General features: G+C 73.5%; 21 protein-coding genes. 14 read left to right on the top strand and 7 right to left on the bottom strand.

What is annotated here, in order from left to right:
* Nucleotides 1-110 precede the first annotated feature (110 nt).
* The 10 genes from K1Y72_RS09705 (at nt 111) to K1Y72_RS09660 (ending at nt 8829) form a co-directional block, all read left to right on the top strand.
* Complete coding sequence (locus K1Y72_RS09705; protein WP_220165324.1) at nt 111-1490, top strand: ABC transporter substrate-binding protein; 1380 nt, start codon at nt 111-113, stop codon at nt 1488-1490.
* Nucleotides 1490-3469 carry a branched-chain amino acid ABC transporter permease gene (locus tag K1Y72_RS09700; RefSeq protein ID WP_220165322.1) on the top strand — a complete coding sequence of 660 codons (1980 nt, stop codon included), beginning with the start codon at nt 1490-1492 and terminating at the stop codon, nt 3467-3469. Before K1Y72_RS09705 ends, K1Y72_RS09700 begins: the two co-directional genes overlap by 1 nt.
* A 43-nt stretch (nt 3470-3512) precedes the next feature.
* The gene (locus tag K1Y72_RS09695) at nt 3513-4160 is read left to right on the top strand and encodes an ABC transporter ATP-binding protein (RefSeq protein WP_308286983.1); all 648 of its coding nucleotides are present in this window, start codon (nt 3513-3515) and stop codon (nt 4158-4160) included.
* Nucleotides 4157-4861 carry an ABC transporter ATP-binding protein gene (locus K1Y72_RS09690; protein WP_220165318.1) on the top strand — a complete coding sequence of 235 codons (705 nt, stop codon included), beginning with the start codon at nt 4157-4159 and terminating at the stop codon, nt 4859-4861. Before K1Y72_RS09695 ends, K1Y72_RS09690 begins: the two co-directional genes overlap by 4 nt.
* Nucleotides 4858-5277 (top strand): hypothetical protein, encoded by a 420-nt coding sequence (locus tag K1Y72_RS09685; RefSeq protein WP_220165316.1) that lies wholly within the window; start codon nt 4858-4860, stop codon nt 5275-5277. The genes K1Y72_RS09690 and K1Y72_RS09685 overlap by 4 nt, the downstream gene beginning before the upstream one ends.
* Nucleotides 5243-5566: a hypothetical protein gene (locus tag K1Y72_RS09680; protein WP_220165314.1), complete on the top strand. Its 324-nt coding sequence runs from the start codon at nt 5243-5245 to the stop codon at nt 5564-5566. Before K1Y72_RS09685 ends, K1Y72_RS09680 begins: the two co-directional genes overlap by 35 nt.
* 31 nt (nt 5567-5597) lie before the next feature.
* Nucleotides 5598-6893 carry an amidohydrolase family protein gene (locus tag K1Y72_RS09675; RefSeq protein ID WP_220165312.1) on the top strand — a complete coding sequence of 432 codons (1296 nt, stop codon included), beginning with the start codon at nt 5598-5600 and terminating at the stop codon, nt 6891-6893.
* Entirely contained in the window at nt 6890-7615 is a 726-nt protein-coding gene (locus tag K1Y72_RS09670; protein WP_220165310.1) for an enoyl-CoA hydratase-related protein, read from the top strand. The genes K1Y72_RS09675 and K1Y72_RS09670 overlap by 4 nt, the downstream gene beginning before the upstream one ends.
* A 111-nt stretch (nt 7616-7726) precedes the next feature.
* Entirely contained in the window at nt 7727-8335 is a 609-nt protein-coding gene (locus K1Y72_RS09665) for a TetR/AcrR family transcriptional regulator (protein ID WP_220165309.1), read from the top strand.
* A gap of 14 nt (nt 8336-8349) precedes the next feature.
* Nucleotides 8350-8829 carry a hypothetical protein gene (locus tag K1Y72_RS09660; RefSeq protein WP_220165308.1) on the top strand — a complete coding sequence of 160 codons (480 nt, stop codon included), beginning with the start codon at nt 8350-8352 and terminating at the stop codon, nt 8827-8829.
* Between the two features lie 31 nt (nt 8830-8860).
* Here K1Y72_RS09660 and K1Y72_RS09655 read toward each other — a convergent pair whose 3' ends face one another.
* Both K1Y72_RS09655 and K1Y72_RS37070 read right to left on the bottom strand, forming a co-directional pair.
* A complete protein-coding gene (locus tag K1Y72_RS09655) occupies nt 8861-9907 on the bottom strand; it encodes a phosphotransferase family protein (protein WP_220165307.1) in 1047 nt (348 codons plus the stop codon).
* Nucleotides 9904-11229 (bottom strand): acyl-CoA dehydrogenase family protein, encoded by a 1326-nt coding sequence (locus K1Y72_RS37070; RefSeq protein ID WP_220165306.1) that lies wholly within the window; start codon nt 11227-11229, stop codon nt 9904-9906. The genes K1Y72_RS09655 and K1Y72_RS37070 overlap by 4 nt, the downstream gene beginning before the upstream one ends.
* A gap of 111 nt (nt 11230-11340) precedes the next feature.
* Between K1Y72_RS37070 and K1Y72_RS09645 the strand changes: the two genes are divergently transcribed.
* Nucleotides 11341-11802, top strand: coding sequence for a CBS domain-containing protein (locus K1Y72_RS09645; protein WP_220165305.1), 462 nt, complete (start codon nt 11341-11343; stop codon nt 11800-11802).
* A gap of 121 nt (nt 11803-11923) precedes the next feature.
* Here K1Y72_RS09645 and K1Y72_RS09640 read toward each other — a convergent pair whose 3' ends face one another.
* The 3 genes from K1Y72_RS09640 to K1Y72_RS09630 form a co-directional block, all read right to left on the bottom strand.
* Nucleotides 11924-12127 carry a hypothetical protein gene (locus K1Y72_RS09640; RefSeq protein WP_220165304.1) on the bottom strand — a complete coding sequence of 68 codons (204 nt, stop codon included), beginning with the start codon at nt 12125-12127 and terminating at the stop codon, nt 11924-11926.
* Nucleotides 12128-12306: 179 nt separating this feature from the next.
* Nucleotides 12307-13467: a tyrosine-type recombinase/integrase gene (locus K1Y72_RS09635; protein WP_220165303.1), complete on the bottom strand. Its 1161-nt coding sequence runs from the start codon at nt 13465-13467 to the stop codon at nt 12307-12309.
* A 90-nt stretch (nt 13468-13557) separates the two neighbouring features.
* Nucleotides 13558-14766, bottom strand: coding sequence for an MFS transporter (locus K1Y72_RS09630; RefSeq protein ID WP_308286981.1), 1209 nt, complete (start codon nt 14764-14766; stop codon nt 13558-13560).
* An 86-nt stretch (nt 14767-14852) separates the two neighbouring features.
* Here K1Y72_RS09630 and K1Y72_RS09625 point away from each other — a divergent pair, with 86 nt between their 5' ends.
* Nucleotides 14853-15305 carry a winged helix-turn-helix transcriptional regulator gene (locus tag K1Y72_RS09625; RefSeq protein WP_308286980.1) on the top strand — a complete coding sequence of 151 codons (453 nt, stop codon included), beginning with the start codon at nt 14853-14855 and terminating at the stop codon, nt 15303-15305.
* Between the two features lie 36 nt (nt 15306-15341).
* Here the strand turns inward: K1Y72_RS09625 and K1Y72_RS09620 are convergent, their stop codons facing one another.
* Nucleotides 15342-16277, bottom strand: coding sequence for a DUF2716 domain-containing protein (locus K1Y72_RS09620; protein ID WP_220165297.1), 936 nt, complete (start codon nt 16275-16277; stop codon nt 15342-15344).
* 958 nt (nt 16278-17235) lie between these two features.
* Here K1Y72_RS09620 and K1Y72_RS09615 point away from each other — a divergent pair.
* Entirely contained in the window at nt 17236-18234 is a 999-nt protein-coding gene (locus K1Y72_RS09615) for a hypothetical protein (RefSeq protein WP_220165295.1), read from the top strand.
* A 163-nt stretch (nt 18235-18397) separates the two neighbouring features.
* Nucleotides 18398-21511, top strand: a complete 3114-nt coding sequence (locus tag K1Y72_RS09610) for a Tn3 family transposase (protein WP_220165293.1) — start codon at nt 18398-18400, stop codon at nt 21509-21511.
* A gap of 225 nt (nt 21512-21736) precedes the next feature.
* Here the strand turns inward: K1Y72_RS09610 and K1Y72_RS09605 are convergent, their stop codons facing one another.
* On the bottom strand, nt 21737-21955 hold the full coding sequence (locus K1Y72_RS09605) for a hypothetical protein (RefSeq protein WP_220165291.1): 219 nt from the start codon (nt 21953-21955) through the stop codon (nt 21737-21739).
* Between the last annotated feature and the right edge of the window lie 104 nt (nt 21956-22059).

The raw sequence follows: 22059 nt of genomic DNA, 5'->3' as shown, positions 1-22059 counted from the left end.
AAATGAGAAGCTAGTTTCCACGCAACGAGAGGACGGTGCCAGGCGGCCGGGCCGGCTCGACCCGCCCCACCCCCTGCCCGGACCGAGACGCTCCTGCGAGGAGGACCCCTGTGAGACCGCAGACCACCGCCGCCGCCCTGGTCGCGGTCGCCCTGCTCGCCGCCGGCTGCGGCCGGAGCGGATCGGGCGACGACGCCGACCCGACCGCGTCCGCGCCCGCCGGGCCGGCCGTGACGGGCGACTTCGGCGACCTGAAGAGCGTCTGCCGCACCGGCTCGCCGAGCGGGACGCCCGCGCAGGGCGTCACCGCGGACGCGATCGACCTCGGCGTTCTCAGCGACGTCGGCTTCACCAAGAACTCCGAGTTCGGGGACACCACCAAGGTGTTCACGTCCTGGTGCAACGCCGCGGGCGGCGTGAACGGCCGCAAGCTCGTCGCCAAGGTCCGCGACGCGCGCTTCATGGAGGTCCGCCAGCGCGTCCTGGAGGCGTGCCGCGAGGACTTCGCGCTCGTCGGCGGCGGCTCCGGGCTCGACGCCGCGGGCGTCAAGGACCGCCTCTCGTGCCTGCTGCCCGACTTCCCCGCGCAGACGAGCCAGATCCAGGCCAACGGCTCGGGGCTGCAGGTCTACCAGCTCGGCGCGGGCGTCTCCTACAACCGCTACGCCGGGTACCACAAGTGGCTGGTCAAGGAGGCGTACCCGGCGTCGGCGGGCGCCGTCGGGCTCATCGGCGGCGACTCGCCGGTGACCAAGGTGCTCGGCGCGCAGACCGAGGAGGCGCTGAAGGCGGCGGGCGCCACCATCGCCTACAAGGACGTCTACCCCGTGCAGGGCGTCACGGACTGGACGCCGTACGCGCAGGCCATCAAGAGCAAGAAGGTGAAGGGCCTGGTCTTCTACGGCGACTTCCTCAGCCTGTCGAAGCTGGAGCAGGTCCTCACCAACATCGGCTACAAGCCCGACTGGATCGACGCCAACAGCAACGCCTACGGCCCGGCCTTCATCAAGCTCGCCGCCGGCTCGCTGTCGGCCCAGAACAACCTGCTCGACCTGTCCGGCGTGTACCCGCTGGAGAAGGCCGCCGACAACCCCGCCACCAAGCAGGTCGTCGACCTGTTCTCCCGGTACGCGCCCAAGGCGCAGGTCACCATGCCGGCCGTGCGCGCCTTCTCGGCCTGGCTGCTGTTCGCCAAGGCCGCCTCCACCTGCGGGAACAACGTGACCCGCACGTGCGTCTACGAGGCGGCCCGCAAGGAGACCGCCTGGACGGGCGGCGGGCTGCAGGCGCCGGTCGACCTGTCCAAGGGCGACACCCCGCTGAAGTGCTACAACATCGAGAAGGCGACGCCGGCGGGCTGGCAGCCCGCCGACTTCAAGCCCGACAAGGGCGCCTACCGCTGCGACGCGCCCGCCTACCGCTACACCGGGAACTACGGGCGTCCCCTCACCCTCGCCGACGTCGGCAAGAGCATGAGCGACGTGAAGTAATGGACGGGTTCGCCGCCTTCGGGATCGTCGGCCTCACCACGGCCGCGGTCTACGCCGTCATCGGCAGCGGGCTCGTGCTCACCTACGTCACCACTGGCGTGTTCAACTTCGCGCACGGGGCGGCCGGGATGATGGCGGCGTTCGCCTACTGGCAGCTCAGCGCCGGTTGGGGCTGGCCGGTGCCGGTCGCGCTCGCCGTGGTGCTGCTCGTCCTCGCTCCGGCGTTCGGGCTGCTGGCCGAGCGCGCCCTGTTCGGCCCGGCGCAGCGGCTCGGGCAGGCCGAGCGGCTGGTGATGACGGTGGCGCTGCTGAGCGGCCTCATCGCGCTGGCCCGCTGGGTGTGGGATCCGAACGTGCCGCGGCCGCTGCCGACGTTCTTCGCCGGCCGCGCGCCGCTCCGCCTCGGGCCCGCGACCGTCACCTGGCATCAGGGGCTCACCATGGTGGTCGCGGTGGCGGTCGCGGCCGGGCTGTGGGTGCTGCTGCACCGGACGCGGACGGGCGCGGAGATGCGCGCGACGGTCGACGACCGGACGCTGGTGGTGCTCGCGGGCGGCGATCCCGTCCGAGCGAGCCGGGCGGCGTGGATCCTCGGCACCCAGCTCGCCGCCCTCGGCGGCATCCTCATCGCGCCGACGGTGACGCTGGACGCCGCGCAGCTGTCGCTGCTCATCGTCAGCGCCTACACCGCGGCGGTGTTCGGGCGGCTGCGCAGCCTGCCGCTCACCTTCCTCGGCGCCGCCGTCGTCGGCTGCACCGAGAGCTACCTGACCGGCTACCTGCCGCAGAACGCCTACCTGCCGGGCCTCCGGTTGGCCGCGCCCGCGCTGCTGCTGTTCCTCGCGCTGCTGGCGTTCCCGCACCGGCGGCTGCGCGGGAGCGACGAGCGGGCGGGACGGGCGCCGGTGCCGGCGTGGCGCGGGACGGCGCTGCTCGCGGCCGCCATCGTCGCGGCCGGCACGGTCCTCGCGGCCGTCCTCGGCGAGGGCGACCTGGTCACCTACGGGCCGGTCTTCTCGCTCGGCCTGGTGGCGCTGTCGTACGTGCCGCTCGCCGGGTACGCCGGGCAGATCTCGCTCTGCCAGCTCAGCATGGCGGGCGTCGGCGCGGTGGTGTGGGCGCATCTCGGCGCGGACGGCGCGTGGTGGGCGCTCGGGGCCGCCGTCGCGGTCGCCGCGCTCGCGGGCGCGCTCGTCGCCCTCCCCGCGCTCCGCCTGTCGGGCGTCTACCTGGCGCTCGGCACGGCCGCGTTCGCCGTCGTCCTCGACCGGTGGATCTTCACGCTGCCCTCGTTCGAGGTGCTCGGGGTGCGGATCGCGCTGTTCGACCAGGGCTCGGTGGAGCTCGCCGGGCCCCGGCTGTTCGGGCACCGGCTGGACGGCGGCGCGGAGCTGATGGTGCTCGCCGCGGTCTGCCTCGCCCTCGCCACGGTCGCGGTGGCCGCGCTCCGGCGCAGCCGCTACGGGCGGCGGCTCGTCGCGCTGCGCGACAGCGAGGCCGCCTACGCCACGCTCGGCGGCGGCCTGCTGGTCGCCAAGGTGGCGGTGTTCGCCCTGTCGGCGGGCATCGCCGGGCTCGGCGGCGCCCTGTACGGGATGCAGCTTCGGTCGGTCACCGCCGACCAGTTCAGCCTGGTCGCGGGCCTGCCGGTGTTCCTGGTCGCGGTGATCGGCGGCCTCGGCGCCATCGGCTGCGGGCTGTTCACCGGGACCGCCTACATCGGCCCGGTGAACCTGCTGGTCGCCCTCGCGCCGGGGTCGCAGAACCTCGTCGCGCTCCTGCCCGGCCTCGCCGGGCTGGGCCTCGCCCGCAACCCCGACGGCCTCATCCCCGCCATGCGCGCGGGCGTGCGCCGTCTCGCGCAGGGTCTCACGGCACGGCGTGGCGAATCGGAGGTGCCCGTCGAATGGTGGGGCGTGCGGCGCCCCTGGCGGCCCGAGGACGGGGAGGTGCTCGCCCGTGGCATCGCTGGAAGTTAGCGGAGTCACCGTCTCCTACGGCGGGAACCGGGTTCTCGACGGTGTGGACCTGACAGCCGGCCCCGGCCGGATCACCGGCCTGATCGGCCCGAACGGCGCGGGCAAGAGCACCCTGTTCGACGTCGTGTCGGGCCTGCGCCGCCCCGCCGCGGGGCGCGTCTCCCTGGACGGGCGCGACGTCACCCGTCTCGGGCCCGCGCGCCGCGCCCGGCACGGGCTGGCCCGCACCTTCCAGCGGCTGGAGCTGTTCGGCCGCCTCAGCGTCCGCGACAACCTGCTCGTCGCCGCCGAGCTCGGCCCCGACCGCCGGCACGCGGCCCGCGCCGTCACCGCGCTGCTCGACAGGCTCGGCCTGGAGCACCTCGCCGACAGCCCGGCGGGCGCCCTCTCGACGGGGGCGGCCCGGCTGGTCGAGGTGGGCCGGGCGCTCGCCGTCCGGCCCCGCCTGCTGCTCCTGGACGAGCCGGCCGCCGGGCAGGACGGCCCCGAGACCGAGCGGTTCGCGGCGCTGCTCCGCTCGGTCGCCGCCGACGGCACGGCGGTCGTGCTCGTCGAGCACGACACCGGCCTGGTCATGGACGTGTGCGACGAGGTCCACGTCCTCGACCTCGGCAAGGTCATCGCCGCCGGCACGCCCGCGCAGGTCTCGCGGGACGCCGCCGTCCTCGCCGCCTATCTGGGGGACGCGTGAACGTGCTCGAACTGCGCGGGGTGCGCGCCGCCCACGACGGGATCACCGTCCTGCACGGCGTGGACCTCACCGCCGCCGCCGGGCGCGTCACCGCCCTGCTCGGCCCGAACGGAGCGGGCAAGACGACGACGCTGCGGGTCGCCGCGGGCGTCCACCCCGCCTCGGGGGGACGTGTCCTGCTCGGCGGCCGCGACGCGACGGGCGCCGACCCGCGCGCTCTCGCCCGCGCGGGCGTCCGCCTGATCCCCGAGGGCCGCGGCGTGTTCCCCAACCTGACGGTGCGCGACAACCTGCTGATGATGACGCGCACCGGCCGCACCCGCGAGGAGATCGAGGAGGCGGCGTTCGCCCGCTTCCCCGTCCTCGCCCGCTGCGCCGCCCGGCACGCCGGGACGCTGTCGGGCGGCGAGCAGCAGATGCTCGCGCTCGCCCGCGGCCTCGCCACCGACCCCGCCGTCCTGCTGCTCGACGAGCTGTCCATGGGGCTCGCCCCGCTCGTCGTCGCGCGGCTCTACGAGCAGGTCGCCGAGATCGCCCGGCAGGGGGTGGCGGTGCTCGTGGTCGAGCAGTTCGCCGCCGCCGTCCTCGGCGTCGCCGACCGCGCCGCCGTCCTCGTCCGCGGCCGGGTCGCCTGGCGGGGCCGCCCCGACGACGGCCTGCGCGCCGAGCTGTCCGCCCTCTACCTGGGGAGTCCCCGATGACACAGACCGACGCGGCGCCGGAGCGGGCCGCCGAGCCGCGCGCCGAGACGCGCGCCGAGCGGTTCGCCCGCGAGCTCGCCGACCTGAAGATCCCCGACCCGGCGGCCGCCCGGTCGGCGCTCTGGCTCCGCCTCGGCGGGGCGCTCATGGCGCTCGGGCCGGTCCTCGCGGTCGCCGCCTACCTGGTCTCGCACGGCACCCGCGACGCGCTCGTGCAGCGCGACGCCCTCGCGCTCGGCCTCGGCGGCGTCACCGCGAGCGTCGTCGGGTCCGCGCTGTTCCTGCGCTACTCGCTGACGGGGTTCCTGCGCTTCTGGATGGCCCGCCGCTCCTACGACCTCGCCCAGTTCGCCGACCGCATCAGGGAAGGAGACGCCGGCCATGACCCCACCGGCAACGACACCGCGGCCGGGTGACCAGCTCGCCAGCGCCGTCTGCACGACCAGGGTGGTCGTCGTGCGCGTCCCCGCCGGGACCGCACCGGAGATCGCCTGCGGCGGCAGCCCGATGGTCCCCGCCCCCGCCGTGCGCCCCGCGCCCGGCCAGGACGGGGACGCGGGCGCCGCCACGCTCATCGGCAAGCGCTACGTGGACGGCGCCGGGACGCTCGAACTGCTCTGTACCGCCTCCGGGGCGGGCGAGCTCACCAGCGACGGCGTCCCCCTGACCGTCAAGGCGGCCAAGCCGCTGCCCGCCTCCGACTGACACCCGCCCCCCCATCCGAAGGGCACCCGTCATGCACCGCGACGACCTCATCCTCATCAGCGTCGACGACCACATCATCGAGCCGCCCGACATGTTCGTGAACCACCTGCCGGAGCGGTACCGCGCCGACGCGCCGCAGCTCGTCCACCGCGACGACGGCAGCGACGTGTGGAAGTTCCGCGACACCGTCATCCCCAACGCCGCCCTCAACGCCGTGGCGGGCCGCCCCAAGGAGGAGTACGGCCTGGAGCCGCAGGGCCTCGACGAGATCCGCCCCGGCTGCTACGACGTGCACGAGCGCGTCAAGGACATGGACGCCGGCGGCATCCTCGCCTCGATGAACTTCCCGTCGTTCCCCGGCTTCTCGGCCCGGCTGTTCGCCACCGAGGACCCCGACTTCTCGCTCGCCCTCGTCCGCGCCTACAACGACTGGCACATCGACGAGTGGTGCGCCGCCCACCCGGGCCGGTTCATCCCGATGGCGCTGCCCGCCATCTGGGACCCGCGGCTGTGCGCCGACGAGGTCCGCCGCGTCGCCGGCAAGGGCTGCCACTCGCTGACCTTCACCGAGAATCCGGCCGTGCTCGGCTACCCGAGCTTCCACAGCGACCACTGGGACCCGCTGTGGCGCGCCCTCTGCGACACCGGCACCGTCCTCAACGTCCACATCGGGTCGTCGGGGCGGCTCGCGGTGCCGGCCGTGGACTCCCCGCCCGACGTCATGATCACCCTGCAGCCGATGAACATCGTCTCGGCGGCCGCCGACCTGCTCTGGTCGCGCGTCCTCAAGGAGTTCCCGGCGATCCGCATCGCCCTGTCGGAGGGCGGCACCGGCTGGATCCCCTACTTCCTGGAGCGCGTCGACCGCACCTTCGAGATGCACGCCACCTGGACGCTGCAGGACTTCGGCGGGCGGCTGCCGAGCGAGGTGTTCCGCGAGCACTTCCTCACCTGCTTCATCAGCGACCCGCTCGGCGTGCGGCTGCGCCACGACATCGGCATCGACAACATCTGCTGGGAGGCCGACTACCCCCACAGCGACTCGATGTGGCCGGGCGCGCCCGAGGAGCTGAGCGCCGTCCTGGACGCCAACGACGTCCCCGACGACGACGTCCGCAAGATGACCCACGAGAACGCCATGCGCTGGTACTCCTTCGACCCGTTCGCGCACGTCCCGCGCGAGGAGGCGACGGTCGGCGCGCTGCGCGCCAGGGCCGCCGGGCACGACGTGTCGGTCCAGTCGCGCAGCCACCGCGTCATCGCGCCCTCGGAGAAGCTCGCCGCCTACCGCTCCCGGGCGCTCGCCGCGGTGAAAGCGTCCTCGTGAGCGGACCCGTCCGCGCCGAGCGGGACGGCGCGGTCCTGGTGCTGACCCTCGACCGGCCCGCCGCGCGCAACGCCCTCGACCCCGCCCTCATGGGCGGGCTGTCGGAGGCGCTGCGCGCCGCCGACGCCGACCCCGGCGTCCGCGCGATCGTCCTCACCGGCGCCGGAACGGTGTTCTGCGCCGGCCTGGACCTGAAGGCGTTCGCCGCCGGCGGCGACATCAGGGGACTGGTCTGGTTCTACCACCGGGGGACCGCGACGCCGGTGGTCGCCGCCCTCAACGGCCACGCCCTCGGCGGCGGCTTCGAGCTCGCCCTCGCCTGCGACCTCGCCGTCGCCGCCGAGGGCGCCGAGCTGGCGATGACCGAGGTGCGGCGCGGGCTGTTCGCCAGCGGAGGAGGGACGACGCTGCCGGCGCGCATCCCGATGGCGCTCGCCCTGGAGATGGGGCTGACGGGCGACCGGGTCACCGCCGCGCGGGCCCTGGACATGGGCCTGGTCAACCGCGTCGTCCCGCCCGGCGAGGTGCTGGGGGAGGCGTGCGCGCTGGCGGCGCGCATCGCCGCCAACGGGCCGCTCGGCGTCGCCATGACCAAGCGGCTGATGCGCGAACGCCGGTGGGGGAGCCGCGCCGAGGTCGACGAGGTGTTCACCAGCGCCGACGCGCGCGAGGGCGCCCGCGCGTTCGCCGAGCGCCGCCCGCCCGTCTGGACCGGCACGTGACCCACGGCCGCACCTGACCTGAGAACGCCCCTTTCCTAATCGGAAGTGACCCTTGTCACATATCGGAAACCGACCTAGCGTGTGTTCGGTAGGTTGGTTGGAGGGAGTCCGGTGACCGATCAACGGCCCTACGCGGCGCTGCTCGCCAAGGGCGAGGACCGCAGGCAGCGGATCCTCGCCGTGGCGCAGCGCCTGCTCAGCCGTCAGGGGTCGCGCGGCACGACGATCGTGCAGATCGCACGGGAGGCCGGTGTCACCCCCGCCGGCCTGCTCCACCACTTCGAGTCCAAGGAACAGCTCCTGCACGCGGTGCTCGACGCCCGCGACGCGTTCGACGAGGCCCGCGCCGACCGGATGGGCGACATCGTCGAGGAGCTGGAGAGGGTGGCCGAGCGTTACCGCGAGGCGCCCGAGCTCGTCGGGCTGTTCTCCGTGCTGCAGATGGAGAACATCGAGCCGGGCGCACCGCTGCACGACCGCTTCCGCACCAGGTACTGGGTCGCCGTGGAGACCCTCGCCGAGGGCATCCGGCGCGGTCAGCGCGCCGGACGGTACCGCACCGACCTGGATCCCACCGTCAAGTCCGTCGAGATCGTCGCCTTCATCACCGGGATACAGACATCATGGCTGCTCGATCCTTCGATTCCGCTGACCGAGGTGTTCACGGAGTACACCGCGTCCCTCACGCGGCAGCTGGCTCCGCCCTCCGACACGCCCTGAGGCACCGCCTGCTGGTGCTCGCCCCCGACCCGGCCGACGCGGTGCACGCCGCGGGCGGCTACCTGTTCGACCGCGTGATGGCGGGCTGGGACGTCACCGTCCTCGTCGCCGGCGGCGCCGACCCGCGGCCGCTGCGCATCCTCGGCGCCCGCACCGTCGATCTCGACGCCGCGCTGGACGCGCCCGTCCGCTCGCCCTGGCCGGACGCCGTCGCGCTCGGCGCGGCGCTGTACGAGACCGACGCCCGGGTCCGGGAGCTGGTGGACCGGGCCGCCGGCGACGGGCGCGCCGAAGTGCGGATGTGGGGCGGGCCCGCCCCCGGCGGCGCGGACGGTGCGGAGGACCGCGACGGTGCGCTCCGGCACCGGCTGAGCGTCGCGGCCCGCGCCTTCAAGGCCGAGGCGCTGCAGGCGGCGTCGGCGTCCGGGCGCCGCGACGAGGCCGTCGAGACGTTCCGGGCGGGCGCGCCGTTCCGCCCGCCGCGGCTCGTCTGAGCGCCGCTCCGCGGGATCGCCGGGGGCGGCGTCAGCCCCCGGCGATCTCCTGGGCCGCCTTGGCCCACAGCCAGCGGGCGTAGGCGTGCAGGCCCTCGCCGGTCGCGCGGTCCATCCGGCCGTTCAGCGCGCGGACGTAGGTGCCCTCCAGCAGGGCCGCGAGCCGGAAGCAGGCCAGGACCTGGAACCAGCGGAACCCCGACACGTCCCGGCCGGTCCGCTCGGCGTAGCGGGCGACGAGCTCGGCGCGGCCCGGGATGCCGTCCCAGGGCCGCAGGTAGGGCTCGCTGCCGGGCGGGTCGCCGTCCTCGCGCCAGGCGGTGAGGATCCAGGCCAGGTCGAGCAGCGGGTCGCCGAGGGACGCCATCTCCCAGTCCACGATCGCGGCCAGGCGCGGCGCGCCGTGCTCGAACATCACGTTGGCGAACTGCAGGTCGCCGTGCACGATGCCGGCGGTGGCGGCGGCGGGCCGGTGCTCGCCCAGCCAGGCGGCGACGCCGTCCACACCCGGCGCCTCGGCCGCGCGGTACTCGGCGGACTCCCGGTACCCCTCCAGCATCGCCCGGTAACGGGAGACCTGCCGCTCCGGCCAGCCCTCCAGCCGGGACGGGTCGCCGAGCCCGGCCTTCACCGGGTCGACCGACGCCAGCGTCGCCGCGCCGTCGACCAGCTCCAGCGCCATCGACCGCCGCCACTGCGGGTCGGTCGCGTAGGTGCCCGGCAGCCGCCCTTTCGGGGTGAAGCCCTCGATCTTCTCCAGGACGGAGAACGGCGCGCCGATCACCTCGGGGTCCGCGCAGCTCGCGTGCAGGCGGGGGTGCGGGACGGCGGTGCCGGCGAGAGCGGCGAGAGCGCGGCTCTCACGCTGGAAAGACGTGGCGGCCTCCGGTCCGGCGTGCCGGCCGGGCCGGCGCAGCACCAGCTCGGTGCCGTCGGCGCGGCGCAGGACGTACAGCAGGTTCTGCGCGCCGCCGGGCAGGTCGTCCACCGCGACGACGTCGCCGTCGCCGGGGACGCCGGCGGACCGGATCCAGGCGTTCAGCCGGTCCACGTCGACGAGCGGGTCGTGCGCGTTCATCGGTCCCCCTCCAGCGCGGGCAGGATCCCGGCGTACTTCTTGCGGGCGGCCTCCAGCCGGGTGGGGACGTGCTCGGAACCGAACAGCCGGTCGTCGGCAGGCACCGCGTCCTGGAGCAGGATGCGGGCGACGACGTCCTTGTGGGACTCGGTCGGCCCGTCGGCGATGCCGAGGACGGGACCGGCCTGCCACATCCGCGCGAGCGGCAGCTCGTTCGACACCCCGAGCGCGCCGTGCGCGTGCACCGCCCGGTAGACGACGTCCACCAGCGTCGCCGGGGTGGCGGCCTTCACCGCCGAGATGTGCAGCCGCGCCGCCCGCGCCTCGTCGCGCCCGCCGGTCTCGGCGGCCCGGTCGGCCTGCCACGCGGCGTGCAGCACCTGCAGCCGGAACTGCTCGAGGCGGATCCAGACGTCGGCGAGCGACTGCCGTACCGCCTGCTGGTCGGCGAGCGGGCCGCCCCGCGTCCGGCGCGAGGCGATGCGCTCGGTCATCATCTCCAGCGCCCGCCGGCACTGCCCGACGGCGCGCATCGCGTGGTGCAGGCGCCCGCCGCCGAGGCGCGTCTGCGCGATGACGAAGCCGGTGCCCGGCTCGCCGAGCAGGTTCTCGGCGGGCACGCGGCAGCCGGTGAACCGCAGGTAGCCGTGCACGCCCTCGCCGACCGGCTCGCCGGCGAGGCCGGTGGCGCGCATCATCTCCATGCCGGGGGTGCCCTTCGGCACGATGAACATCGACGAGCCGCGGTGGACCGGCACGTCCGGGTCGGTGATCGCCATCGCGATGACGAAGGCGGCGTGCGGGTAGTTGGAGGCGAACCACTTCTCCCCGTCGAGCACCCACCCGCCGTCCTCCTGGACGGCCCGGCAGGTGAACCCGCCGGGGTCGGCGCCGCCGGTCGGCTCGGTCATCGCGAACGTCGAGACGATCCGGCCGTCGAGCAGCGGCTCCAGGAACTCGCGGCGCTGCGCCTCGGTGCCGTAGTGCGCCAAGATCTCGGCGTTGCCCGAGTCGGGGGCCTGCGTCCCGAACACCATGGGCGCCCACATCGACCGGCCGAGGATCTCGTTCAGCAGCGCCAGCCGGACCTGCCCCATCCCCATGCCGCCGAGCGACGGCGGCAGGTGCGCGGCCCACAGCCCCTGCTCCCTGACCTGCTCCTGCAGCGGCCGCACGATCTCGCGGTACACCGCGCCGTCCCGCCGGTAAGGGTCGGCGGTGCCGGGGGAGAGCAGGTCGATCGGCTCGATCTCCGCCCGCACGAACCGGTCGGCCCAGTCGAGTTTCCCCTGGAAATCAGGGTCGGTACTGAAGTCCCACACACGGCCTCCCACAGATGAGAATGCACGTCTCACGATAACAGAATGCCATTCTCGCGGCTATGTGCGAGGCCCTATCGGCCCGTGCCCCGGACGCCTGCGACGATGGACGGCATGACGGACGGCACGAGCGACGCGCACCGGCCCGCACCGCCCGCGGCGACCGTGGCCGACGCCATGATCCGCTCGCCCAAGGTGCACGGCCCGGCGACGACCGTCGCCGAGGCCCGCGCGGCGCTCGCCAACGAGCACGTCCACGCCGTCCTCATCGTGGACGGCGCCGCCCCGGCGGCCACCCTGGTCGCGGTCGTCGAGCGCCCCGACCTCGACGCCCGCCCGCCGCACGACGCGGCCCGCCGCGCGGGCACCCTGCACGGCCGCACCGTCCCGCCCGGCGCCGACCTCGACATCATCCGCCAGGCCATGACCGCGGCGCGTCGCCGCCGCCTCGCCGTGACCGACCCGGACGGCCGGCTCCTCGGGCTGCTCTGCCTGAAACGCACCGGCCTCGGCTTCTGCTCCGAAGCCGGCATCCGTGCCCGCGCGGCGGACCGCGCCGCCGCCCGAGCCCGCTAGAGCATCCCGCCGGCCGGTCCTCTCGGGCAGGAGCGGTTCACCGTGCCGACGGATCCGTCAGCGCGAAGCGGAGGAGCCGTCCTCCGCACGGGATCGTGCGCAGGACGGCTCCGGCCGCCGATCAGGCGATGAGCGTCGCGCTGAAACGCATCGCGGTCGCGTCGTACTCGACCACGCGCACGCGGACCGTCGCGCCGGCCGTGGCGCCGCCGCCGCGGACGAGCCCTGGCACACCGGACTCGGTCTCGACGAGAAGCGCGAACGGCGTGACGGACACGACGACGACGTCGATCTCGTCAGCGGCGTTCAGGAGGGTTCCGGTCATACGGCTCACCCCCTTTCCAACCTCGGGGTTCCGCCGGACGGCGGCACGCACGCGGCCCAGGGTCTCCCTCTGTCGCGGGCGGCGCGCGCAACGGGCTCCGCCCGGCGTCACGCTCACCACGATACGGCGCGCAGGCGGCGGCGACCATGACGAGCAGCGGCCGCGCTGCGGGGTCGTGGTCACTGCTGGGTGCGGTGGCGGGCCAGGATGCGGGTGAGGTCGGTGACGGGCGAGGTCGCGAGCTTGTGGTTGGTGTCGTCGTAGCGGCGCGTGGTGCGAGGGTCGGCGTGCCCGGCCAGGTCCTGGACCTTGGCCAGGGGGACGTCGTTGCCCAGCAGGGTGGTGATCACGGTGCGGCGCCCGCTGTGCGGGCTGAGGGTGTCGGCCGCGGGCAGTCCGATCGCCGCGGCCTGCCGGCGCAGGACGTTGGTGACGTCGCGCTGGGTGAGGCGTTTGCCGCCGGGCCGGGACGGGTCGCGCGGATGCGGGGTGGTGACCAGCAGCGGGCCCGGCGGGCACGCGCCGCCGGCCGAACGCCGCGCACGGACCTGGAGGTACAGGTCCAGGACGCGGGTGAGCTCGCCGTCCAGCCGCACGTAGTCGCGCCCGTCGGGGCCCTTGCCCTTGGCCCGGTACCACAGGATCCGGTACCCGGCCTCGACGGTCAGGTCGGCGATGTCGGCGCCGGTGATCGCCGACACGCGCAGCGCCGTGTAGAACAGCAGCGCGATCGTCGCGGCGTCCCGCCACGCCGCCTCGGTGTCCCGCTCACGGGCCCTGCGCTCGGCGGCGTCCAGCAGGGCCGCGGTCTCGGTGACGCTCAGGGTGGGCGCCCGGCGCGCGGACGCGCGGACCTCCGCCGCCGACGGTCGTTTGACCAGCAGGGCGGGATTGCGGTCGGTGACCTCGTTGGACTGCAGGTAGGTGTACCAGGACGACACGGCCGCCAGCCGGCGGGCCTTGGTCGCCGCGCTCGCCGGGCGGGACCCGCCGGAACGGATCAGCGAGGTCATCGTGACCGTCCAGTCGTCGAGGTCGGAGCGGCGGGCGGCCAGCGGCTCCAGCCGGGTCCGCGCGCAGAAGTCCAGCCATCCGGCCAGGTCGCCGTAGTAGGCGCGGCGGGTCGCCTCGCTGTTCTGGCTGCGCAGCCACGCGGCCGTCACCGTCCGCAGCCCGTACCGGTCGCCGGGGGCGTCGGCGGGCAGCGCCGGAAGGAGCGCGACGGCCTCGGCGAACGCGTCGCCGGCAGGGTTCCGCCCGATGCCGGGAAGGGCCGAGGGCGCGGGAACCGGGGCCGCCGGCGGCGCGGACGCCGAGGCGACCACCGCTCCGTGGAGCACGGGGTCATCGGGCGGGTTCAGGACGGTGCCTCCGGCGGCGATCGATGACGGGCGGTCGCTTTCATAGTGGCGCATCCCGGGGGAACGCCCTCACCCGGCGCGCTCGAGTTCACGCGTCCGCCGCCTTTGCTCCCGACGGCCGCCGGCCGTTCGGCCGAGCGCCCACACCGCCAGCCCCGCCAGGGCGTAGAGGGCGCCGAGCAGGCTCGACGCCGTCCAGCCCCGGGCGGCGTAGGCCCAGGCCGTGGTGATCGCGCCGGTGGCGGAGCCCAGGGAGTAGAAGGCCATGTAGGCGCCGATGACCGCGCCGGCCCTGTCCGGATGGGCCGTGGTGAGAAGGTGCTGGCTGCTGACGTGGACGGCCTGGACGGCGAAGTCGAGCAGGACGATCCCGACGATCAGCGGCCACAGCGTCGTCCCGGTCCGGGAGATGAGCGGCCAGGACGCGGCGAGCAGCGCGAGCGACCAGCCGCTGACCGCCTGCGCGCGGCCGGCGTCGGCCCACCGGCCCGCGCGGGCGGCGCCGAGTGCCCCGGCGAGGCCGACCAGCCCGAAGAGGCCGGTCTCGGTCCCGCCCAGTTCCCAGGGCCGGGCGCCGAGCACGAGCGCGAGCCCGCTCCACAGCGTCCCGAACGACGCGAAGAGGAAGAAGGCGATCAGCCCGCGGCTCAGGAACAGCCGGTCGGCGACCGCGAGCCTCGCCATCGAGGCGAGCACCCGGATGTAGCGCTCGTCCGCCCGCCGCGCGTCGGCCGGCAGGGCCAGCCGCACCGCGACGGCGGCCGCGGCGCAGAGCAGCGCGAGGACGACGTAGACGGCGCGCCAGCCGAGCGTGTCGCCGAGCACGCCGGCGAGGACGCGCACCCCGAGGATGCCGATCACCACGCCCGACGTGACCGCCCCGATGCTGCGGCCCCGCTCGCCCGCCGGCGAGACGGCGGCGACGTAGGCGACCGTGACCTGCACGACCACCGCGAACAGCCCCGCGACCGCCAGCCCGGCGATGGCGAAGGCCCCGTTCGGCGCGGCGGCGGCCGCGCCGGCCCCCGCACCGGTCAGCAGCAGGTGCCCGATGATGAGCCGGCGGCGGTCGAGCAGGTCGCCGAGCGGCACCAGCAGCACCAGGCCGGCGCAGTAACCGACCTGCCCCGCCGCGACCAGCCAGCCGAGGGACTCCGGCCGGAGCCCCAGGTCGGCGCCCGCGGTCTCCAGCACTGGCTGGATCGCGTAGATCGTGGACACCGCCACCGCGCACACCACTGCCGGCACCCACCGCTGCGGTCCCGAGACGGTCGCCACCGCCCACCTCCATTGGTAGCAATATGAAACCATTCGACCGTAGGGCATACTGGTTTCACTTCGCAACCGTTGATGGAGGTGTCCAGGTGGACGTGGTGTCCGGACCCGCGGGCGGATGGACCGACCCGAGGTGCCCCGTCGCGCGCACCGTCGACCTGGTGGGCGACCGGTGGAGCCTGCTGATCATCCGCGACGCCATGGACGGCGCGTCCTCGTTCACCGACTTCCGCGAGCGGCTCGGGATCGCCCGCAACATCCTCACCGACAGGCTCCGCCGGCTCGTGGACCACGGCGTCCTCGCCACGAGCACCCCGCCCGGCGGCAAGCGGCACGTGTACCGGCTGACCGACGCCGGCCAGGACCTGTTCACCACCGTCGTGGCGCTGCGCCAGTGGGGCGAGCGGCACGCCTTCGCCGACGACGAGCCGCACTCGGTCCTGCTCGACGACAACGGGGGAGCGGTGCCCGAGCTGGTCCCCCGCGGGCAGGACGGCCGCCCCCTCTCCGCAACGACATCCCACGTCCGAAAGACCACCTGAACCCGCGGCCCGTCCCCGCGCCCGACCGCCGGAGGTCTACGCGCCGAAGGTCCAGGTCCCGTCGCCGAGCAGCCGCTCCAGGTCGTCCGCGACCTGCACGACGAGGTCTTCCCCGAACACGACGAGAGTTCGTTCCACATAGTGGCCGAACGTGCCCACGCGTGCGTCCGCCGTGGCGAGGAACTGGAACTCGCCGCCGGCGATGGCGCTTCCCGGCCAGGACGGCTGCCCGGGGCCGCCGACGCGGTGCGGGTCGAACTCCCATCCGTCGAGGTAGGGCCGGTACTCGTACACCCATTCGCCAGGCCGGACGCAGGCGCGCAGACCGCGTTCGATGACGCCTTCGGCGGCCGCGATCGTCGGGTCGTCGTGACCGCCGAGCAGGCCGTGGAACCAGCTGCGCGAGTCGGCCGGCGCACGATAGCGGCCTCTGCCGCTGTCATAGTCGAAGCCGACACGGGCTTCGCAGCGGCGTCCGATCCGCTCGCTCTCGCCGCTATAGAGCGAGTGCCTTGCAGGCGGAGTCACCGCGGGTTCGCCCGGCGGAGTCCAGAAGTGGGATCGCGCGGTCGTGACTTCACGGAATTCAATCGCGAGCAGCGCGTCGCGGACCTTCCCGTCGGCGTCGGCGACCAGGAACGGCTTGGACGGACAGAACCGCCGCAGCGATGGCCGGGGCAGGCCGCGACGGCCCTTCCACGATGGGTCAACGCACGGATTTCGACGTCCCGGTACGAGTCGGCGCGCACGGCGCGCCGGGCCGCCAAGGGGACCCGGTGCGGGCCGGTCCGGGCCGCGAGTTCGAGTGCCGGCTGCGCTTGCGATTCGTCCCACCGGACCGAGCTCCGGCTCGGGGAGGCTGAGTTCGGCGGCTTCCCCGACCAGGACGCTGCGCTCCCAACCCGCCGCGAAGCCGACGGTGTCGAGCGCGGCGGTCAAGGTGCGGCGCGGCCGCGTCGTGGTGGAGCACACGCCACTCCACGGGCTCCACATGCGCGGCTGCGGACGCCTGCACCTCGTACGACCGAAGCCGGGTCCGTCAGCGGGCGGTGGTCGGCGACGCAGTGGGTGCCGTAGTGCGTGAGATTCAGCGAGCCGATCCGTTCTACGACCGTGCCGAACAGCGGAGGCGTCCGAACGCGACCTCGCAGTCCGCGGTCGTGCTCCGCGAGGAGCCACCCCTTGTCCAACGCCACGCCGGCATTCAAACAGGGGAATGCTTGAGGCACTACCGCTCAATGGGGCCTCTCGGGCGCGGCATACGCTTCGCCGGGGCCGGCGCGAAGGCGCCCGGACGGGAGGTCCGGGCGCCTTCGGCGGATGATGTGCCGCAGGCTGTGTCAGCAGGTGGCGACGACGCGGGTGCGGCCCAAGTACTTTCCCGTCCAGGTCCGGCGGGCACCTGGTGAAGACGTCAGGCACCATCGGCATGGCGAGCCGCACGGTGGTGGCGGTGTCGGCAAGCGTCAGCTCGGCAGCCGGCGCCGAGCTGACGGAACCAGGCGTCGTGCCCAGGACCTCGGCAGCCCTCGGCGAGGCTGCGCCCGGGCCCCACCGTCGCTCTGGCCACTTTTCTACCTGCCCGGCTCCTACTAAGCCACGGATGCCCTGCCCATAGCCGCAGGGTGCGGTCGTACCTCCGGAAGGGGCACTACCGGCAGTGGGGACACCGGCTGCGACCGCGTACGGCTTCGCTCGAGCTAACACCGGGATAAGGGTCATTATCACGGTGTCGCGGAGGAGTGATATTTAACCTTTTCGCGTGGCGCGTTGATAGTTTCGCGTGCTACTACGCGTTGAAAGATAGGATGAGGGCATGGTCGATGGGGAGCTTGGTGCGGTGCGGCAGGGTGGAGTGGGCGCTGGAGATGGGGCTAGCGGCGGGGATGAAGGTGGTGGGGGAGCTGGTGTGTGCGCATTGGAGGGGTGCGTGTTGCCGCTTCCGGTGGTGCAGGGGCGGGGGCGCCGGCCGAAGTACTGCAGCAAGGCCCACGCCGATCAGGCGAGCCGTGATCGGCGTGCCGCCGATGCTCTGACGGTCGACGAGCCCTTGGCTCGGGCCGAGGCGCTGGCCGCCGCTCTGCCGTTGGAGGGACTTGCGGAGCAGCTCGCGCAGCTACGCGAGTTCCTGGCCGCCGCGCAGGATGGGGCGTTGGCGCGCGTGCAGCACGCCGAGGCCGAGACGGTCGCCGCACGCCAGCTCGCCGCCGACGCCGACGCCCGGACGGCCACGGCCGAGCAGGCGCGCGCGGCGGCCGTGCGCGCCGCGGCCGACGCCGAGGACGCCCAGGTCGCGGCTGAGGGGCAGGCCGCTCGGGCCGCCGCGGCCGCCGAGCGGGCTCGGGCGGACGCCGCCGAGGCCGTCGAGGCGCACCGGCTCCTGCGCGAGGCCGCCCAGCAGGCCCAGGCCACCGCCGAGGACGCCCGCGATGCCAAGACCGCCGAAGCCCGCGAGCTGCGCCAAGCGCTCGAGGAGTCCCGGCAGGTCGCGCAGGCCGCTCAGCAGGAGTTCGCGGCGCAACTGGACGCCCTGCGCGACAAGGCCGGCCGGGCTCAGGAGTCTCTGGCCGCCGCTCGCGAGGCGCTGGCCGCTTCGCAGGGTGAGACGCGTGCGGCTCGTAGTCGGGCGGAGGCGACGGAGGCCGCGCTTGCGGCGGCTCGCGAGCAGGGGGCCGCCGCCGAGGCGCGGGGCCATGACCTCGCCGCCCGTCTGGAGTCCGCGCAGCGCGATCATGACGCCACTCGGGAGGCGCTCGTTTCTTCGCGCACCGATGTGGCCGCTGCTCGCGCCCTGGTCGATCGGCTGGAAGCCGACCTGGCCGCGTCCCGCGCCGACTCTCACGCGCAGCGCGAACGCGCGGCGCGTGCCGAAGCGGCGCTCGCCGCCCGTGCCGAGGCGGCGGTTCCGGCTCCGGAGCCGCCGGCCTAAGGGTTCAGTGCGTGCCGCCGTCGACGCCGAGGGCCATGCCGGTGACGTAGCTCGCGCGGTCGCTGAGGGGGGGCGGCCGGAATACGGGAGAAAGGGGCCGTGGGCTGAGCGTCGCTGATTAGGGTGACCGTCGTGGTGTTGGTGGCGGTCTTGGGGGTTTCGGGTGACCTCGGTCGATCGGACGGCGTATCCGGGGTTTGCCAGGGTGGTGTCGGCGCGGGAGTTGGCGGAGGCGTTCTCACCGACTGAGGCCGAGGTCGAGTGGGCGCGGGGCCGGACTCAGGATGAGAACCATCAGCTGGCGCTGATGGTGTGGTTGAAGGCCTACCAGCGGCTTGGGTACTTTCCGAAGGTCGAGGATGTTCCGGCGGCGGTGGTTGGGCACGTGCGCGGCGCGCTGGGCCTGGGCGACGATGTCGAGTTGGAGCGTGCGGCGGCCAGGTCGGCCAAGCGGCATCGTGAGTTCGTCCGCAAGCGGCTGGGTGTGGTGTACGACGCGCCCCAGGTCCGGCAGGTCGCCGAGGAGGCGATCCGGCGGGCGGTGCAGTCCAAGGACGACCCGGCCGATCTGATCAACGTGGCGTTGGAGGAGTTGGTCCGGCAGCGGTGTGAGCTGCCGGGGTACAGCACGTTGGACACGATGGCCGCCTCGATCCGTACCGAGGTCAACACCGGGTTCTTCCAGACGGTGGCAGAACGGCTGGACGCGGGTGCGCGTTCCCGGCTGGCTCGGTTGCTGGTGGTGGATCCGGTGACTCGGCGCAGTGAGTTCGACCGGTTGAAGGACGTGGCGAAGGCGGCGTCGCTGAGCAAGTTCAAGCAGCGGCTGGCGCTGCTGGCCGACATCGAAGCGATCGGTCCGACCGGGGTGTGGCTGCAGGGCGTGCCGCTGGGGAAGGTTGGGCATTTCGCCGGGGAGGCGCACGTCACCGACGCCGCCGACATGCGCAAGGTCGGCGAGGACAAGCGGTTGACGTTGCTGGCCTGTTTCGTGCACACGGCCGCGACCGGGGTCCGCGACGACGTGGTGACGATGTTCTGCAAGCGAATCGCCGCGATCCACAAGAGGGGCCGTGACCATCTGGAGGCATTGCGGGAGGCGCACCGGGCTGAGTCCGAGCGGCTGCTGGAGGTGTTCGGCGATGTGTTGTCGGTGGTGCAGGAGGCCGCATCCCCGGCCGGTGCCCCGACGGGCCTGGGCGATGGCACCGTCGCGTCTGACCCGGTGCCGGTCGCGTTGCCGACGGCACAGGAAGTCGCCGAGCGGGCCGGGCGGATGGTGTTGAAGACGCTGGAACAAGCAGGTGGCTTGGAGGCGCTGGTCGGCGCGCACGAGGCGGTGTCGGCGCATCACGGCAACAACTACCTGCCGCTGTTGGACCAGCATTACCGCTCGCACCGGTCGGCGCTGTTCACCCTGGTGGATGCGATCGAGTTGGAGGCCACCACGGCCGAGCGCAGCGTGCTGGAGGCGGTGGAGTTCCTGCGCGAGCTGCGCGGTGCCAAGGCCGCGTTCGTGCCGGAGGAGATCACGGTGGAGCGGCCCGGCCCCGCCGGGGAGTCGGCCCAGGTGCGGCTGCGGATCGAGGTGGAGGCGTTCGCCTCTGGGCAGTGGCGCAAGATCCTGCGCGACTCCAGCCGTCCCGGGATGCTGGTGCGCCGCCACCTGGAGGTGTGCGTGTTCTCCTACCTGGCGGCCGAGCTGCGCTCAGGCGACCTGGCCGTGGTGGGGTCGGACTCCTATGCCAACCTGCACGACCAGCTGATGTCGTGGCAGGAGTGCCGCCCGCTGGTGCCGGCGTTCTGCGCTCAGGCCGGTATCCCGGCCACCGCGGCGGCGCTGACCGCACACTACCGGGACAAGCTCGCCGCGATCGCGGCGGCGGTCGACGCCGGGTACCCGGCCAACACCGATCTGCTGCTGGAGGGCGGGCGGCCGGTGCTGCGCCGCCGCAAGGGCGCCGAACGCCGGCCCTCGGCGCTGGCGCTGGAGGCCGCGATCCATGACCGGCTGCCGCAGCGGGCGCTGCTGGACATCCTCACCCGCACCGCCTACCTGCTGAAATGGCATCGCCATTTCGGGCCCGCGTCCGGCTCGGACCCCAAGATCCGCGACGCGATGGCCCGGTACGTGCTGACGGCGTTCGCGCACGGCACCCTGCTCGGCCCAGCCCAGGTCGCCGCACACATGCGCGGCCTGGTCAGCGTGCACGAGCTGTCCTTGGGCAACAAGCACGCCAACGCCACCAAGGTCGACAAAGCGTCGGTGGACGTGGTGAACGCCTTCAACAAGCTGGATGTGGCGAGCGTGTGGGGCGACGGGAAGACGGTCGCGGCCGACGGCTCGCAGATCGACACCTGGGAGAACAACCTGCTGGCCGAGACCTCGATCCGGTACGGCGGATACGGCGGGATCGCCTACCGGCACATCTCCAACACCTACGTCGCGTTATTCTCCCGGTTCATCCCGTGCGGGGTGTGGGAGGCGGTCTACATCATCGACGGGCTGCTGAAGAACACCTCCGACATCCAGCCCGACACCATCCACGCCGACACCCAAGGCCAGGCGCTGCCGGTCTTCGGCCTCGGCGCGCTGCTGGGCTTCGACCTTTTGCCCCGCATCCGCAACTGGCACGACCTAATCTTCTACCGCCCGGACGCCGGCACCCGGTATCAGCACATCGACTCGCTGTTCGGCGACGACACAATCGACTGGGACCTGATCGAAACCCACTGGACCGACCTGCTGCGCACCGCGATCTCCATCCGGGAGAACAAGCTGTCGTCAGTGACGCTGCTGCGGCGGCTCGGCAACCACTCCCGCAAGAACCGCCTGTACCGGGCCTTCCGTGAGCTCGGCCGCGCGATCCGCACCATCACCCTGCTGCGCTACCTGTCCGAACCGCAGCTACGGGACCAGATCACCGCCGTGACCAACCGCACCGAGGCATTCCACGGGTTCGCCGGCTGGCTGATGTTCGGCGGCAAGCTCATCGGCCACAACGACCCCGACCACCAGGAGAAGGTGGTGAAGTTCAACGAGCTGATCGCCAACTGCGTCATCTACTCCAACGCCTGCGACATCACCGACGCCGCCAACGCCATCGCCGCCGAAGGCCACCCCGTTGACACCGACGACCTGGCCACCATCTCGCCCTACATCACCCACACCATCCGCCGCTTCGGCAACTGGACCCTCGACCTCACCCCACCCGGCCAGGCCCCCACCACCCGACTCGACCTCGAACCCCGCGTCCTGTTCGCCCCGAGCACCTAAAGCCCCTCACTCCATCCCGGCGGGCTCGCAGGCCCCTGGCGTTGCCCGGGGACGCTGTCGCGGGTAACGAACGCCTGCGCCGGGTCGCACTTCACGATCAAAGCCCACCCTCAATCCTGGTGCCAATCCGTCTGAAGTTGTCGCGGCGGGAGTGGGGCCCTGGGCGCAGAAGCGCGCAAGGAAGCAAGCTTGCTTCCTTGCGCGCTGTGGGCTAGGTCTGCGGTGTCACTCGACGAGGTTGTTCAGCGCGACGAGCATGACGACCGAAGCGCCGATCGCGGTCGTCATTGCGGGGTGGTGAAAGCCCAGCACGCCGCAATCGGCCGCCAGCACCAGCAGGATGAGCGAGCGCAGCGGCAGCAGCGTCCTGCCGCCAGGGGCGCTCGGAGTCTCAGGCCGGGGGGCCTCCTCCTGGCGTGGGCGCCGCTTGGTTCGTGGCCTCATGGGTGGTTCTCCTTCTGCCTCACGACACCGGTGCGAAGACAGGACCTGGGGCGGCCCCCTGTTGGAGCAGGGGAGTCGCCCGTCCTGACCAGTCCCATGTTGCA

It is taken from the genome of Actinomadura parmotrematis, assembly GCF_019458805.1.
In the GTDB taxonomy this organism is placed as follows: domain Bacteria; phylum Actinomycetota; class Actinomycetes; order Streptosporangiales; family Streptosporangiaceae; genus Spirillospora; species Spirillospora parmotrematis.
Note: the sequence above shows the minus strand (reverse complement) of the source record. Positions and strands in the feature narration are given on the sequence as shown.